Source organism: Nguyenibacter vanlangensis (genome assembly GCF_013376155.1).
GTDB classification, from domain to species: Bacteria; Pseudomonadota; Alphaproteobacteria; order Acetobacterales; family Acetobacteraceae; genus Gluconacetobacter; species Gluconacetobacter vanlangensis.
Genome location: NZ_JABXXP010000044.1, coordinates 1 through 12,660 on the forward strand (window position 1 = coordinate 1; position 12,660 = coordinate 12,660).

A 12,660-nucleotide genomic window follows, 5' to 3' on the forward strand; every position below is an offset into this window, starting at 1 on the left:
CGCGTGGCGGACACGCGGTCCTGGAGCAGGCGCAGCACGGCGTCGAGATTCTGCCGCGTGGCGCCCGAGAGCGTGACGACCTGGGCGCCGCTGGCCTTTTCCAGCGCGCGGCGGCGGCTGGAGATCTGTTGCGGGGTCATCGCGTCGATCTTGTTCAGGGCGATGATTTCCGGCTTGCGGGCCAGGTTTTCGTCATAGGCTTCGAGTTCGTGGCGGATGGTGCGCCATGCCTTGACCACGTCGCCGGCGGCGCCGTCGATCAGGTGCAGCAGTACGGCGCAGCGTTCGACATGGCCGAGGAAGCGGTCGCCCAGGCCCGCGCCCTCATGCGCGCCTTCGATCAGGCCGGGGATGTCGGCGATGACGAATTCCTCGGCCACCGAGAGGCGCACGACGCCGAGCTGCGGGAGCAGGGTGGTGAAGGGGTAGTCGGCGATCTTGGGCCGGGCGGCCGAGACGACCGAGAGGAAGGTCGATTTGCCGGCATTGGGCAGGCCGAGCAGCCCGACATCGGCGATCAGCTTCAGCCGCAGCCAGACCCAATGTTCCTCGCCCGGCCAGCCCTTGTCGGCGCGGCGCGGGGCGCGGTTGGTGCTGGTCTTGTAATGGGCGTTGCCGTGGCCGCCGTCGCCGCCGCGGCAGAGCGTGACGCGCATGCCTGGCTTGTCGAGGTCGGCCAGCATGATTTCGCGGTGTTCGTCGAAGATCTGGGTGCCGACGGGGACCTGGATGACGACCGGCGGGGCGGCGGCGCCGGTGCGGTCAGACCCCGCGCCGTTGCCGCCCTTGCGGGCGCGGAAATGCTGCGTGTAGCGGAAATCGATCAGGGTATTGAGGTTGCCCGCGGCCTCGAAGACGATATCGCCGCCGCGGCCGCCATTGCCGCCGTCGGGACCGCCGAATTCGATGTATTTCTCTCGCCGGAAGGCGACGACGCCGTCGCCGCCGTCACCGGATTTTACGTAGATCTTGGCCTGGTCGAGGAATTTCATCGTCGTTGGTCCGGTCGGAACGAAGGGGCCGCCCGAGACGGCATGTCCGTGAGAGCGTGCATATGGGGCGAGGGGGGCGCAACGCAAAAAGGGCCGATCCCGAGGACCGGCCCTTTGCGGGTCGCCTGCGGCCCCGAGACGCGGGCGTGCTTACTCGGCGGCGATCGCCAGGGCCTCGACCGACACGTGGACGCGGCCTTCGGCGCGGCGCTCGAAGCGCACATGGCCGTCGACCAGGGCGAAGATCGTGTGGTCGCGGCCGAGGCCGACATTGCTGCCCGGCTTCATCTTGGTGCCGCGCTGACGGACGATGATGTTGCCGGCGACGACGCTTTCGCCGCCGAACTTCTTGACGCCGAGGCGTCGGCCCGCGCTATCGCGTCCGTTGCGGGACGAACCGCCTGCCTTTTTTTGTGCCATTGCCTGAACTCCTGAATCTGATCTGACCTGAGATGCCCCGGGGCGCCGATGCGCCCCGCGCGGGGTTCAGGCGGCGTTGATCGCGGCGATGCGCAGCACGGTGATGGGCTGGCGGTGGCCGTTCTTGCGGCGGCTGTTCTGCCGGCGGCGCTTCTTGAAGATGATGACCGTGTCCAGACGGTCCTGCGCGATGACCGTGGCGGTCACGCTGGCGCCGGGGACGGTCGGGGCGCCGATCGTCGTGCCGGCTTCGCCGCCGACGGCGAGGACGTCATTGAAGGTCACTGTGGCGCCGGCCTCGGCGTCGAGCTTCTCGACCTTCAGCACGGTGTCCGGGGTGACGCGATACTGCTTTCCGCCGGTGCGGATGACTGCGAACATGGTTTGTCCTAACTCTTTCCGATCTCTTGGCGCGTGCGGCCCCTGGCGGAACAGGCGACGCGGCCCAGTCGCTTTTTGTTGTTGGCCATGCGGGCATGGCTGAACCCCCGGGCGAGCGGGGGAGAAGTGGGGCTTCTACAGGTGGAGCGCGCGGGACGTCAACAGGCAATGCGCGGGACAGGGCGCGAGGCGTGTGGCGGGGACAATAGCATAATGAGTGAAAAACGCATCGTGGTGGCTTGCGTGCGGCCGGCACCCCCCCTATAAGCCGCATCCATCGCCGCGTTGGATTATGGAGAGGTGCCGGAGCGGTCGATCGGGGCGGTCTCGAAAACCGTTGTGCGTGCAAGCGTACCGTGGGTTCGAATCCCACCCTCTCCGCCATTTCGGAACAAAACTGGGCACGCCAGTTTCTGCTGATTCCCCGCCTCCGATGGCGACAAGCGTGCGTTGATCGCGGGCACATCCAAAATCTCGAATAGCCTATGTGCCGCCCATGGTCGTCTTTCGCCGCGCGATCGGGGCGACAATTCGAAGCTTACGGCGGTTTCCTCCTTCCGGCCCTCGGCGTCACCGCCATGCCGAGGAACACGGTCATGGCCTGATTGAGCCGCACCATGTCCTCGTCATCGAGGCGTCCGACATGCGCGCCCATCTTGGCTTTGGGGACAGTGGTGATCTTGTCCACCATCAGGCGGCAGGCGGAGCGCAGGCCATTGCGCCCGTTCGGCTCCACGACAAGACGGAACAGCGGCGCGTCGGTCGGATCGGTGGTGAAGGCGCAGATGGTGATAGAGTCGGTGGCGTCGAAACTGTCATCCTGCACGATGACGGCGGGGCGCGGCTTGCCCGCGTAGTTGCTGCCCCCGGAAACGGTCCAAACCTCGCCGCGCCTCATTCATCGCCCCAATCGGACACGGCGTCGATGAAGGCCTGGTCGTCATGAGCGTGGGCGCTGGCGGCGACCGCCTGAGACTGGCGGCGGGCTTGCTCACGGAAAGAAGGAGAGCGCACGTCCGGCACCCAAATCTGGATCGGTCGCAGCCCCTGCGCGCGCAGCCGCTCGCGATGCTCGCGCACCTTCACGCGCACTGTCTTGGGCTTTGATACCGCGACCATGATCGACTTCCATAACGTTGGTTACATGTAACCTATCATGGGCGCATCCCGAACGCCAGATTTTTGTGTGTGATCGAGCAGAAAGGTGCATCGCTCGAATGAGCGGGAGCGTGGGCCGCGCTCGGCATGCGGAAGCGTCAGGCCGAGATCGATCCGCCGAACGAATGAGGCCACGCTCTCGGAGCGCCTCTCATGCCGTGCGAAGGCTCAAGCGTCTTTGACGCAGGAGCCATTCGACGATCAGCAAAGCCAGCGCGACGAGCGCGATGGCGGCCCATGGTGTCGTGATTACGCCGGGGCCATCGACGAGAACGCCGCCGATGAATGAGGCGCCCGATATGCCGAGATTGAAGGCGGCGATATTGAAGCCCGAGGCTGTGCCGACGGCGTCGGGGGCTTCGATCGCGGCCGTCTTTACGACCCCCGCCTGCATGATCGGAGAGATCGCGAAGGCGAATACGCCCCAGACGAACAGATTCACGAAGATGCCGATGACATGGCTTGCCGTGAGCGGCAGGGCGGCCAGCGAGACGATCAGTCCGATCAGAACGATCCTGAGCGCCGGTTCGCTGCCGATCCGGTCGGCGAGCCTGCCTCCGAACAGATTGCCGATGACGGTGGCGACCCCGAACAGCATCAGCGCCAGACTCACGGTCTGTTCGCTGACATGGGTTACGCCTGTCATCAGCGGCGAGAGATAGGTGAAGACGACGAAGGAACTGCCGAAGCCGAAAGTCGTCACGAGATACATGGCGAGCAGCCTTGGCTTGCCGAGGAGACCGAGTTGAGAGATCAGGCCGGTTGGCGGCGTATGCGGGATGGCCTTGGGCAGCCATGCCATCAACCCGGCCACGCTGATCGCTCCGAGCGCCGCGACCACCAGGAACGGCGCGCGCCAGCCCCAATGCTGGCCGACGAACGCCCCGAACGGCACGCCGACCACCATGGCGACGGTCAGTCCGGCGAACATCAGCGCGACGGCCTGCGACGAACGCGATTTGTCGACCAGCGACGTCGCGACTGTTGCGCCGATCGAGAAGAACACGCCATGGGCGACGCCGGTCACGATACGCCCGGCAAGCAACATGTCATAGCCCGGCGCAAAGGCGGCGATCAGATTGCCGAGGGTGAAAATCAGCATCAGGGTGATGGCGAGCGGGCGGCGCGGCAACCGGCCGGTCAGCGCCGTGACGGTCGGTGCGCCAAGCGTGATCGATAGCGCATACAGGCTGACGAGCAGGCCGGCAGTCGGGATGGATACGGAAAGATCCCGGGCCATTCCCGGGATCAGTCCGACGATGACGAATTCGGTGGTGCCGATGGCGAAGGCGGACACCGCGAGAGCGAAGAGACCGATTGGCATGCCTGTCTTCCTCGCTTAAGAAAGAAGCGTGGCGGCGGCCGCCTGCGCGATGATCTCATCAACTTCGACGGGTGCGCCGCCTATGCCGATGGCACCGATCACCGTGCCGGCCCTGTCGCGCAGCACGACACCGCCGCCGAAGCTGATGAGACCGCCATTGGTGTTTTCAAGCGTATAGATCGGGCCGCCGGGCTGGGCGGCTTGTCCGAGCAGAAGGCTGTCGGTCTGGAACAGCGCGGCGGTGCGCGCCTTCTTCTGGCTGACCTCGATCGGGCCGATGTTGGCGCCGTCCATGCGATGGAAGGCGACGAGATGGGCAGCGGCGTCGAGGATTGTGATGCAGACGGCAACGCCGCCTTTGGTGGCTTCGGCTGTCGCGGTCGCGATGAGGGATGTGGCGAGTTCGGAGTTCATCCGGCTTCCTCTCGTTGGACTGAAGGAAGCCAGGACAATATTCAGGAATGCGCTAAACAAAACAAGAGTTTTTGAAAAACGTCATATGTTCAATAATGCTGAATGCCCAGGCGCGGCGGCGTTGGACGGTATTCCTGTCGCCCGGCATTGCAGAGAATCGCGGCATCTGTGGGAATACCGCGATCACATAATAAGCGTCTCGGTCAGGATGTCGATAAAGCGCCGGAGCTTGGTGGTCATGTACTGACCCGGCGGCCATAATATATTGAGATCGCGTGCCGGCGATTCATAGTCTTCGAGCACAGCGACGAGTTTCCTTGCAGCGATCGATCTCTTGACGAGAAAGTCGGGCAGGCAGGCGATACCGCAGCCGCTCTCCGCCAAGAATAAAAGCGATTCGATCGCGTTGCAGACGGTATAGTGGCTGAAAGTGCCGGCAGTGATCTTCCGCCAATCGGGAAGCGGCCATTCCTCGAACTTGCCGCTGGAGGGATATTTATAGAGAAGGCAGCTATGATTACTCAAATCCTGTGGCGTCCGTGGTGTTCCCCTGGCTTGAAGATATTTCGCGGAGGCGACCACCTGCATGCGAAAGGAGCCGAGATGTCGGCGGACAAGCCGGGAATCGTCGATGTCGCCGATCCGCACTGCCGCATCGAAGCCGCCTTCGACCAGATCCACAAAATGGTCGGAGAAATGAACATCCAGTTGCACGTTCGGATTGGTCGAAATGAATTCCTTGAGGATCGGGTTGAACAGGGGCCCGACCAGAGGCAGGGTGATCCGTAGAGGGCCGCTCGGTTCCTCGGAGATATGGTCGAGCTTCTGTTTGGCGATATGAAATTCTTCGAGAATATTGCGGCAATGCTGAAGGAAAATTTCTCCTTCCGAGGTCAATGTCATGCTTCGGGTGGTGCGACGGAACAGAGTGACGCCGATGCTCCGTTCGAGCCTGGCAATGCTTTTGCCCACCGCCGAAGCCGATAGCCCGGTGGTTCGGGCGACATCGATGAAGCTGAGCGTCTCGGCCGCTTTCACGAACAGGCTGATCCCGTAAATCGAATCCATCCGACAGTCTCCGGCACGCCCTTTGGGGCGTCATTGGTAACGGTTCATGATGTGTCATCGCGCACCCGTTCGATCGGGAGGCGTCTCCATGCGTTCATTATGGACATTTCTTCTATAATGAATGGAATGCAAGCTTATTTATCTTGTATCCAATGGCGTTATATCTCGGGATGAATTTGTTCATTCGCTTTCCAGGGACACAGACATGACAGAACAAACGACGTTTCCCCATGCCGGGAAAAAATACACGATCCGCTTCGAAAACGGACTGGAAGTAACGAATGCCTATTCGGCGGATGGACGGACCATCTCTGTCGAATTTTTGTCGGGTGACCTGCTGGGGACGAAGATGACAGTGCCATTTCGTTGGACTGAACTGGCCGGTGGAAACTTCCTCTTGTCGTGGCAAGAGGACGACAAATCGACGGTCGTTCACTGTGATAATTTCGAGCAGAAGATCTGCCGCGCTTTCTACACCATGATGAGCGGGGATTTTTACGTCATGACAGGCGAAATTCTGTGAAGCGCAACATGGGTAATGTCGCAATTCCGATTGCGGTGCCTTACAGTGGACTGGTCTTGTTGCGTCATTGAACCTTCTCGGCCTCTCTCATCATCATCCAGGCAAGGTCCGTCAGCTTGTCGCGCGGCAGGCGGGTCGATGGTCCGCTCAAGCCGATGGCGGCCCGGACCTCGCCGTTTTCCCGCCAGGGAACGGCGACGCAGTGAAGATCTGGCTCATAGTTTTCGAGATCGAGCGCGAACCCGACCCTCTCGACCGCGTCGATCTGCGATTGGATATCCGGTCCAAGCGCATCGGCGCGGGTCGCCAGCACACGCTTGCCGAGGCCCGGCATGAAGGCGAGGAAGACGAGGCCGATCGCTGATCCTTCAAGCCGCAACCTGGCTTCACCGGGACTCGCTGTCCTTAGCATCCGGTCTGATTCGATAGCATCGAGATAATAGGTTTCGTCACCGCTCGGCACGGCAAGATAGACCGTCTCGCCCGTCTTCACCGCAATGGCCTCCAGCACCGGGCGCAGACGGGTCCGTAGCGCGCCGTCATCACCCGTGATCCGGGCAAGGTTCAGAATGCGCCCGCCCAGGTGATAGCGGGTATCGCCGACGCGCCGGCGGACATAGCCCAGCACGTCCAGCGTCTTGAGGATATTGTGTGCCGTCGTCTTGCCGATGCCGGTCCTCTCGGCGATATGCTTGAGAGAGGCCGCACCGCCCTCGCGGGCGATGATCTCCAGAATGGCGACGGCGCGCTCGATCGACTGGATCAACCGTCCTCCATTGTCTTCATTCTCCGGCAAGAGCACCTCCGCGAACAAGCCGCGGGATCATAGCAGATTTTCAAGAATTTTCGGCGCTATTTCGGTCGGAAGTTCAACAATGTGGAATATTGGCGCATTTCCGTCGCCTCCGCGAATGCCGGTAGCCCCGCCCAAGGAAAGAATAATGTGCGGAACTGCGGCTCGCGGTGCTTGCGCAGGCGCTCGGACTTACATTTCTTTTTCCCACCAGCCGCGGGTGTTCACGTCGGCGGCGTCGGCGAGGGCTTCCAACTCCGCGACCTCGTCGCCGGTGAGCGTCAAGCTGGTGGCCCGGACCAGGCCATCGACGTAGTCGGGCCTGGTGACGCCGATGATCGGCGTCGCGCCCTTGGCGATGGCCCAGGCCGTCGCGACATCGGGAGCTGCTGCACCGTGGCTTTGGCCGATCGAGGCGAGCCTGTCCGTCAGCGCCTGCAATTGAGACAGCATGCCGTTGTAAGCCTGCGCCCGGTTGGTTCCTTCCGGCAGCGGGTTCTCCGGACTGTATCTGCCGGTCAGGGCGCCCTGTTCCAGAACCATATAGGCGAAGAACGGGATGCCGTGGCTGCGGCAATAATCCAGGATGCCGGCATCCTCGGAGCCGCGGTAAAGGAGACTGTAATGGTTCTGGATGGCCTCGACCCGGAACCCGGATTCTTCGAGAATCCGGTTGGCGCGCCTGATTTCGCTCAGGGTGTGATTCGAGACGCCGACATGTTTGACCTTGCCGCTCTTGAGCAACGGGATCAGGTAAGGCGTCCACCGTGCCACATCGGCTGGATTGTGAATCCAGTAGAGGTCGATGTAGTCGGTGCCGAGGCGTGCCAGGCTTTGCTCCAGCATGTCCGCCATCGGGTCATCCCCGGTGCCCGCGGCCTGCGGGGTGAACTTCGTGGAGAGCTGGTAGTCGCTGCGCGCGAAGCGCTTCAGCACGTCCCCGAGTACGGTTTCCGAACGGCCCATGCCGTACACCATGGCGGTGTCCCACAGCGTGAAGCCGGCCGCATGCGCTTTGTCCGCGACCTCTTCCAGGCCAGCCCGGGTCAGGTGGCTGCCGAAATAGCCGTCGCCGGCCTCGCCGCTGTCGCCCCAGGCCCAGGTCCCCAGTGCGATCCTGGGAATTTTCAGGGTCTCGATTGTCATGGTCGCTCCATACTTGTTCCGCAGCCCGGTTTGCCGTGACCCGGGCGCTGCCGGCATTGTGATGCGCGGCGACGCCGAACCGTTAGCCCGATGCGCCGGGATTCCTGCCCGATCCTCCGGATGCCGCGTTTCGCATTGTCGCCTTTCCGCGCGCGTGCGATGGTCCGTCTGATGGAAATACTGGCCGAAATTGCTGCCGTGATTGCGAGGCACGTCTCGAAGGATGGCTTCCACGCCACCCCCGTCGAACGTATGATATTTGTTCGATCCTCCACGGTCACGATGCCGATGCCGAATGTTTACCGGCCGCAACTGTGCCTCGTCGCGCAGGGGCAAAAGGAGGTCACGCTGGGCGACCGTGCGTTCAGATATGCGCCGGGCCGCTATGGGATCGTAACCCATGACCTGCCGGTGACGGGCCAGGTGGTCGAGGCGACGCCCGACAGGCCCTATCTCTGCCTGTATCTCGATTTCGATCCGGTCATGCTGGGGCAGTTGGCGTTGCGCGTGCCGCCTCCGCCGGGAGCGCCCGTTCCGCCCATCGGCAAGACGGTGTCCGACGCCGGTGCCGGACTGCTGGACGCGGTCCTGCGCCTGCTGCGTCTGCTCGACGATCCGGCGGCGCTGCCCGTGCTCGGGCCGCTTGCCGAGCAGGAAATTCTCTATCGCCTGCTTGCCGGCCCGGACGGCGCCAGGATGCGCCACATTACGTCCAGCCAGGGGCGGATGGCCCAGGTCGGCCGCGCCATCGCCTGGATCGGGCAGCACGTCCGGGAACGGTTCAGCATCGAACGGCTTGCCGCGGACGTGGGCATGAGTCCGTCGAGCCTGCACGCGCATTTTCGCGCCGTGACGGCGATGACGCCGCTGCAGTTCCAGAAGCAGCTCCGGCTGCAGGACGCGCGCAGCCTGATGCTGGTGGAGGATATCGACATCACGACTGCCGCCCTCCGCGTGGGGTACGAAAGCCCGTCGCAATTCAGTCGCGAATATCGCCGCCACTTCGGAGAACCGCCGGCGCGCGACATAGCCCGCTTGCGCGCTTCGCCGGGCTTGACGGTGGTCGCCTGAGTTTCATTCACGCAGGATTGCTGAATAGATCGACGACGCTCTGTGGCGCATCCGTGCCAAAAAACTGATCCGGGTTGCGCGCGCTGGCAACGGCGACGCGCTTGCTCCGGCAAAACAATTCACGTTCGTAGGCAGCCAGCGCGGCGTCGCCGTCATCGGGATCGGCGACGATTGCGCGGGCCAGTTCGGCGGCATCGAACATCGCCAGATTGGCGCCTTGGCCAGCGAAAGGGGACATCAAGTGCGCCGCATCACCCAGCAAGGTCACGCCGGGCCAGGCGTTCCCAGCGGTGATCCACCGGTAGAGGTGCGGGATGTGTCCAGGAGGCATGATTTATCGATCGAACTTGACCAGGTCCTTAAAGATCAGGTGGCCCCAGCGATTGCCGCGCGCGTGCACAAGCAATCCACCTTCTGAAAGTCCGCCGAGATTGATCGGCGCGAAACCGAGATTTTCCGCGAGCGCACCGATCTCGGCTGTCGCGCCGTCATCGTCGCCGGCCAGGAACACGACTCTCCTGCCGCCGTGCACGGCAGGGTCCTGGTTCAGGACGGCGGCGGCCAGATGGTTAAAGCCTTTCACCAGCCTGGCTCCGGTGAACGCCTTCGCGACGACGGCAGAGGACGGGAGACCATCCAGTTCTTCAAGCGGGGCCAGGGTGTTCATCGTGTCGATGAGGGTCTTTCCCTTCCAGTCGGGCAGCGTCTTCGCGATCTCCGGGTGTGACTCGAAACGGACCGCCAAAAAGATGATCTCCGCCTTGACGGCGTCCGCCAGCGTTGCGGGGATGATCGTAGGGCCGATCGCGGCTGCATCGGATGCAAAGCGCGCTGGATCGCGCGTGGTGGCGACGGATACTTCGATGCCCTTGCGGGCGAACGCCCTGGCGAGAGCATGGCCGATCTTGCCGAAGCCGATAATTGCGTAGCTCATTATGGTCTCCTTTGATTTTTCGGCGTGGTCAGAGCTTGTAGCCGCCGCTTGCTTCGATCGTCTGGCCCGTCACCCAATGGCCGTCATCGGAGGCCAGGAACGCCACGACGGCGGCGATTTCCGAAGGCTCGCCGAAGCGTCCCAGTGCGATTTGGGCCTCGACTGCCTTTACGAGTTCGGAATTCTGCCGGATGGCGGCATTCACGTCCGTTCGGGTGTAGCCCGGCGCCACGGCGTTCGCGGTAATTCCACGTGGCCCCAGCTCGATTGCCAGCGCATGGGTCAGAGTATTGATCGCTGCCTTGGCCATCGCGTAGACGGGCGCGGCCGTCACGGGCTTCGTGGCGGCGGCGGAAGAGATGTTGATGATGCTTCCACCATCGGCAAGACGATCCAGCGCGGCCTGCACGATGAAAAAGGGCGCGCGGGCGTAGACCGCGATCAGGGTGTCCCAACTCTCCGGTGTTGCGTCCTGGAAGCCGACCCAGCCGGAATTGCCGGCGTTGTTGACCAGAATGTCGAGGGCTTTGCGTCCGTTGCGCCTGGTGAACTCGGCGTCCAGTCTTTCGAACAGGGCCGGGACGGTCGCCGGGTCAACGAGGTCCGCGTGGATCGCGAACGCAGTCCCTCCGGCTTTCTCGATGGCTGCGACCGCCTCGTCCGCGCCGGATTTGCTGGCGTTGTAGGTCAGCGCGACCGTCGCGCCATCCTTTGCGAGACGTTCGGCGATGGCGCGGCCGATGCCCCGCGATGCCCCGGTAACGAGCGCGGTTTTTCCTTCAAGAGGGTGTGTCATTTCGTTTTCTTCCGTGGATGGAGTGATCGGCCGGGCGCGGTGCGTCAGATCTGCGCCAGGCCGCCGTCGACGGCGACCTCGCTGGCGGTCATGAAGCTGCTGTCCTGCGACGCGAGAAAGGCGGCCACCGCCCCGATCTCCGCCGGATCGGCCATGCGCTGGAGCGGATTCATCGAGGCGAAGGCCTTCATGCCCTCCTCGCCCAGCGCGTCCTTCGCGAGTTCGGTCGCCGTCGGCCCCGGCGATAATACGTTGACCCGGATGCCGGTGCCCTTCAGGTCCTCCGCCCAGGTCCGCGCGAGGTTGCGCACTGCCGCCTTGCTCGCGCTGTAGGCGCTGAACTCCGGGGCGCCCGTGGTGCCGGCGCTCGATCCGGTCAGGATGATCGAACCGCCCGGCCCCATCAGCGGCAGCGCCTTCTGGACCGTGAAGATTGTACCCTTCACGTTGGTGTCGAAGATTTCGTCGATGTGCGCGGCGGTGATCTCGCCGAGCGGACGCGGGCTTCCCGCGCCGGCATTGGCGAAGGCGATGTCGAGGGTGCCGCGTTCGGCCTTCACCGCCGCGTAGAGGCGGTCGAGGTCGGCCAGATCGGTGACCGAGCCCTTCACCGCGCGGGCATCGGGTCCGAGGTCGGCCACGGCGGCGTCGAGCGCCGACTGCCGGCGGCCGAAGATGAAGACGAGGGCGCCTTCCTCGATGAAGCGCCTCGCCGCGGCAAGGCCGATGCCGGTAGCGCCTCCGGTGACGACTGCAACCTTACCCTCAAGCTTTCTCATGGCTTTTCCTTTCGGCGTGTCGGGCAGCGCCTCTGTTGTCATTTGCGGGCGTGCGCTGTATTTTTAATGGATCGCCGATCCATTTATATGGATCACTGATCCGTTTATCAAGGCAATCAATGCGAGCCGACGCAAAAAAAAATCGCAGCCAAATTCTCGCGATCGCGCGTGACGTCGTCACCGAGCACGGTGCCGACGTGTCGATGCGTGATATCGCTCGCCGGGCCGGCGTCGGGTTGGCCACGCTGCTTCGTCATTTCCCGACGCGGGAAGCCCTGTTCGAAGCGTTGCTGTGCACCAATCTGGACGCGCTGGCGCAGAAGGCAGACGAAGGCGAAACGTCGATTTCGGCGGATGAAGCACTTCTGTCCTGGTTTCGGGAATTGGTGGCATTCGCCCAAAGCTATCGGGGCGTTGTCGCCATGATGGCGGCCGCCCACGCGAACCCGGACTCCGCTCTTTATGCTTCATGCGCAGCCGTGCATTCGGCAGGGGCGCGACTGCTGCTCCGTGCGCAGGAGGAGGGAACGGTGCGCGCCGATATGAATGGGGACGACCTGTTCGCCCTGGTCACCGCACTGGGCTGGGCGGTCGACCAACCCTCATTCGCGTCGCGGGCGGATCATCTCGTTCACCTTATTACGAGCGCCATCCTGACAAATCGGCCCGGAAACGATGCCGGGAAGGCGACGCCTTGAATCAGACCGGCGTCGGATGGCGGCAATGGGCCTGAGACGGCTCTCAACGCTTTGACGGTCGCCATGGCGCGATCGAGCCGGCGCCGGAGGGGATCCCGGCCGGTCGCTCCGGTCAGCGGCGGCACACCGCCGCCACGATGTCGCGCAGCCAGCGGTGGGCCGG

17 protein-coding genes and 1 tRNA gene are annotated in these 12,660 nt (G+C 63.4%); 4 read left to right on the forward strand and 14 right to left on the reverse strand.

Going from position 1 to position 12,660, the window contains the following annotated elements; all coding sequences use genetic code 11:
• The 3 genes from obgE to rplU form a co-directional block, all read right to left on the reverse strand.
• On the reverse strand, positions 1 to 992 hold a 992-nt coding region (obgE, locus tag HUK84_RS04850; protein ID WP_176639255.1), incomplete at its 3' end, for a GTPase ObgE.
• A 150-nt stretch (positions 993 to 1,142) separates the two neighbouring features.
• Positions 1,143 to 1,412, reverse strand: a complete 270-nt coding sequence (rpmA, locus tag HUK84_RS04855) for a 50S ribosomal protein L27 (protein ID WP_176639256.1) — start codon at positions 1,410 to 1,412, stop codon at positions 1,143 to 1,145.
• Positions 1,413 to 1,478: 66 nt separating this feature from the next.
• On the reverse strand, positions 1,479 to 1,793 hold the full coding sequence (rplU, locus tag HUK84_RS04860; protein ID WP_176639257.1) for a 50S ribosomal protein L21: 315 nt from the start codon (positions 1,791 to 1,793) through the stop codon (positions 1,479 to 1,481).
• A 294-nt stretch (positions 1,794 to 2,087) separates the two neighbouring features.
• Between rplU and HUK84_RS04865 the strand changes: the two genes are divergently transcribed.
• Positions 2,088 to 2,177, forward strand: a tRNA-Ser gene (locus HUK84_RS04865).
• Positions 2,178 to 2,331: 154 nt separating this feature from the next.
• Here the strand turns inward: HUK84_RS04865 and HUK84_RS04870 are convergent.
• The 5 genes from HUK84_RS04870 to HUK84_RS04890 form a co-directional block, all read right to left on the reverse strand.
• Positions 2,332 to 2,691, reverse strand: a complete 360-nt coding sequence (locus HUK84_RS04870; protein ID WP_176639258.1) for a type II toxin-antitoxin system PemK/MazF family toxin — start codon at positions 2,689 to 2,691, stop codon at positions 2,332 to 2,334.
• Positions 2,688 to 2,912: an antitoxin MazE family protein gene (locus HUK84_RS04875; RefSeq protein WP_176639259.1), complete on the reverse strand. Its 225-nt coding sequence runs from the start codon at positions 2,910 to 2,912 to the stop codon at positions 2,688 to 2,690. The genes HUK84_RS04870 and HUK84_RS04875 overlap by 4 nt, the downstream gene beginning before the upstream one ends.
• Positions 2,913 to 3,102: 190 nt before the next feature.
• Entirely contained in the window at positions 3,103 to 4,275 is a 1,173-nt protein-coding gene (locus HUK84_RS04880; protein ID WP_176639260.1) for an MFS transporter, read from the reverse strand.
• Between the two features lie 15 nt (positions 4,276 to 4,290).
• Entirely contained in the window at positions 4,291 to 4,689 is a 399-nt protein-coding gene (locus HUK84_RS04885) for a GlcG/HbpS family heme-binding protein (protein WP_176639261.1), read from the reverse strand.
• A 183-nt stretch (positions 4,690 to 4,872) separates the two neighbouring features.
• Positions 4,873 to 5,757, reverse strand: a complete 885-nt coding sequence (locus HUK84_RS04890; RefSeq protein WP_176639262.1) for a LysR family transcriptional regulator — start codon at positions 5,755 to 5,757, stop codon at positions 4,873 to 4,875.
• 205 nt (positions 5,758 to 5,962) lie between these two features.
• On the opposite strand from HUK84_RS04890, the gene HUK84_RS04895 reads away from it, so the two are divergent.
• Positions 5,963 to 6,280, forward strand: coding sequence for a MoaF-related domain-containing protein (locus HUK84_RS04895; protein ID WP_176639263.1), 318 nt, complete (start codon positions 5,963 to 5,965; stop codon positions 6,278 to 6,280).
• Between the two features lie 64 nt (positions 6,281 to 6,344).
• Here the strand turns inward: HUK84_RS04895 and HUK84_RS04900 are convergent, their stop codons facing one another.
• Both HUK84_RS04900 and HUK84_RS04905 read right to left on the reverse strand, forming a co-directional pair.
• Entirely contained in the window at positions 6,345 to 7,094 is a 750-nt protein-coding gene (locus tag HUK84_RS04900; RefSeq protein ID WP_246285393.1) for an IclR family transcriptional regulator, read from the reverse strand.
• A gap of 171 nt (positions 7,095 to 7,265) precedes the next feature.
• Positions 7,266 to 8,219, reverse strand: coding sequence for an aldo/keto reductase (locus HUK84_RS04905; protein WP_176639264.1), 954 nt, complete (start codon positions 8,217 to 8,219; stop codon positions 7,266 to 7,268).
• Positions 8,220 to 8,390: 171 nt separating this feature from the next.
• On the opposite strand from HUK84_RS04905, the gene HUK84_RS04910 reads away from it, so the two are divergent.
• Positions 8,391 to 9,290 carry an AraC family transcriptional regulator gene (locus HUK84_RS04910; RefSeq protein WP_176639265.1) on the forward strand — a complete coding sequence of 300 codons (900 nt, stop codon included), beginning with the start codon at positions 8,391 to 8,393 and terminating at the stop codon, positions 9,288 to 9,290.
• A gap of 7 nt (positions 9,291 to 9,297) precedes the next feature.
• Here HUK84_RS04910 and HUK84_RS04915 read toward each other — a convergent pair whose 3' ends face one another.
• From HUK84_RS04915 to HUK84_RS04930, 4 genes are all read right to left on the reverse strand, one after another.
• Positions 9,298 to 9,558, reverse strand: coding sequence for an FAD-dependent oxidoreductase (locus HUK84_RS04915; protein WP_317135236.1), 261 nt, complete (start codon positions 9,556 to 9,558; stop codon positions 9,298 to 9,300).
• 66 nt (positions 9,559 to 9,624) lie between these two features.
• Entirely contained in the window at positions 9,625 to 10,224 is a 600-nt protein-coding gene (locus HUK84_RS04920) for an NADPH-dependent F420 reductase (RefSeq protein ID WP_176639267.1), read from the reverse strand.
• 28 nt (positions 10,225 to 10,252) lie between these two features.
• Positions 10,253 to 11,020 carry an SDR family NAD(P)-dependent oxidoreductase gene (locus tag HUK84_RS04925; protein ID WP_176639268.1) on the reverse strand — a complete coding sequence of 256 codons (768 nt, stop codon included), beginning with the start codon at positions 11,018 to 11,020 and terminating at the stop codon, positions 10,253 to 10,255.
• A 44-nt stretch (positions 11,021 to 11,064) separates the two neighbouring features.
• Positions 11,065 to 11,799, reverse strand: a complete 735-nt coding sequence (locus HUK84_RS04930) for an SDR family NAD(P)-dependent oxidoreductase (protein ID WP_176639269.1) — start codon at positions 11,797 to 11,799, stop codon at positions 11,065 to 11,067.
• Positions 11,800 to 11,834: 35 nt separating this feature from the next.
• Between HUK84_RS04930 and HUK84_RS04935 the strand changes: the two genes are divergently transcribed.
• Positions 11,835 to 12,497, forward strand: a complete 663-nt coding sequence (locus HUK84_RS04935) for a TetR/AcrR family transcriptional regulator (RefSeq protein WP_246285396.1) — start codon at positions 11,835 to 11,837, stop codon at positions 12,495 to 12,497.
• Positions 12,498 to 12,660: the final 163 nt, after the last annotated feature.

What these genes read in the sequence shown, in the direction of transcription:
- rpmA (WP_176639256.1), bottom strand. Translation starts at nt 1,412, where the DNA reads ATGGCACAAAAAAAGGCAGGCGGTTCGTCCCGCAACGGACGCGATAGC.
- rplU (WP_176639257.1), bottom strand. Translation starts at nt 1,793, where the DNA reads ATGTTCGCAGTCATCCGCACCGGCGGAAAGCAGTATCGCGTCACCCCG.
- HUK84_RS04870 (WP_176639258.1), bottom strand. Translation starts at nt 2,691, where the DNA reads ATGAGGCGCGGCGAGGTTTGGACCGTTTCCGGGGGCAGCAACTACGCG.
- HUK84_RS04875 (WP_176639259.1), bottom strand. Translation starts at nt 2,912, where the DNA reads ATGGTCGCGGTATCAAAGCCCAAGACAGTGCGCGTGAAGGTGCGCGAG.
- HUK84_RS04880 (WP_176639260.1), bottom strand. Translation starts at nt 4,275, where the DNA reads ATGCCAATCGGTCTCTTCGCTCTCGCGGTGTCCGCCTTCGCCATCGGC.
- HUK84_RS04885 (WP_176639261.1), bottom strand. Translation starts at nt 4,689, where the DNA reads ATGAACTCCGAACTCGCCACATCCCTCATCGCGACCGCGACAGCCGAA.
- HUK84_RS04890 (WP_176639262.1), bottom strand. Translation starts at nt 5,757, where the DNA reads ATGGATTCGATTTACGGGATCAGCCTGTTCGTGAAAGCGGCCGAGACG.
- HUK84_RS04895 (WP_176639263.1), top strand. Translation starts at nt 5,963, where the DNA reads ATGACAGAACAAACGACGTTTCCCCATGCCGGGAAAAAATACACGATC.
- HUK84_RS04905 (WP_176639264.1), bottom strand. Translation starts at nt 8,219, where the DNA reads ATGACAATCGAGACCCTGAAAATTCCCAGGATCGCACTGGGGACCTGG.
- HUK84_RS04910 (WP_176639265.1), top strand. Translation starts at nt 8,391, where the DNA reads ATGGAAATACTGGCCGAAATTGCTGCCGTGATTGCGAGGCACGTCTCG.
- HUK84_RS04920 (WP_176639267.1), bottom strand. Translation starts at nt 10,224, where the DNA reads ATGAGCTACGCAATTATCGGCTTCGGCAAGATCGGCCATGCTCTCGCC.
- HUK84_RS04925 (WP_176639268.1), bottom strand. Translation starts at nt 11,020, where the DNA reads ATGACACACCCTCTTGAAGGAAAAACCGCGCTCGTTACCGGGGCATCG.
- HUK84_RS04930 (WP_176639269.1), bottom strand. Translation starts at nt 11,799, where the DNA reads ATGAGAAAGCTTGAGGGTAAGGTTGCAGTCGTCACCGGAGGCGCTACC.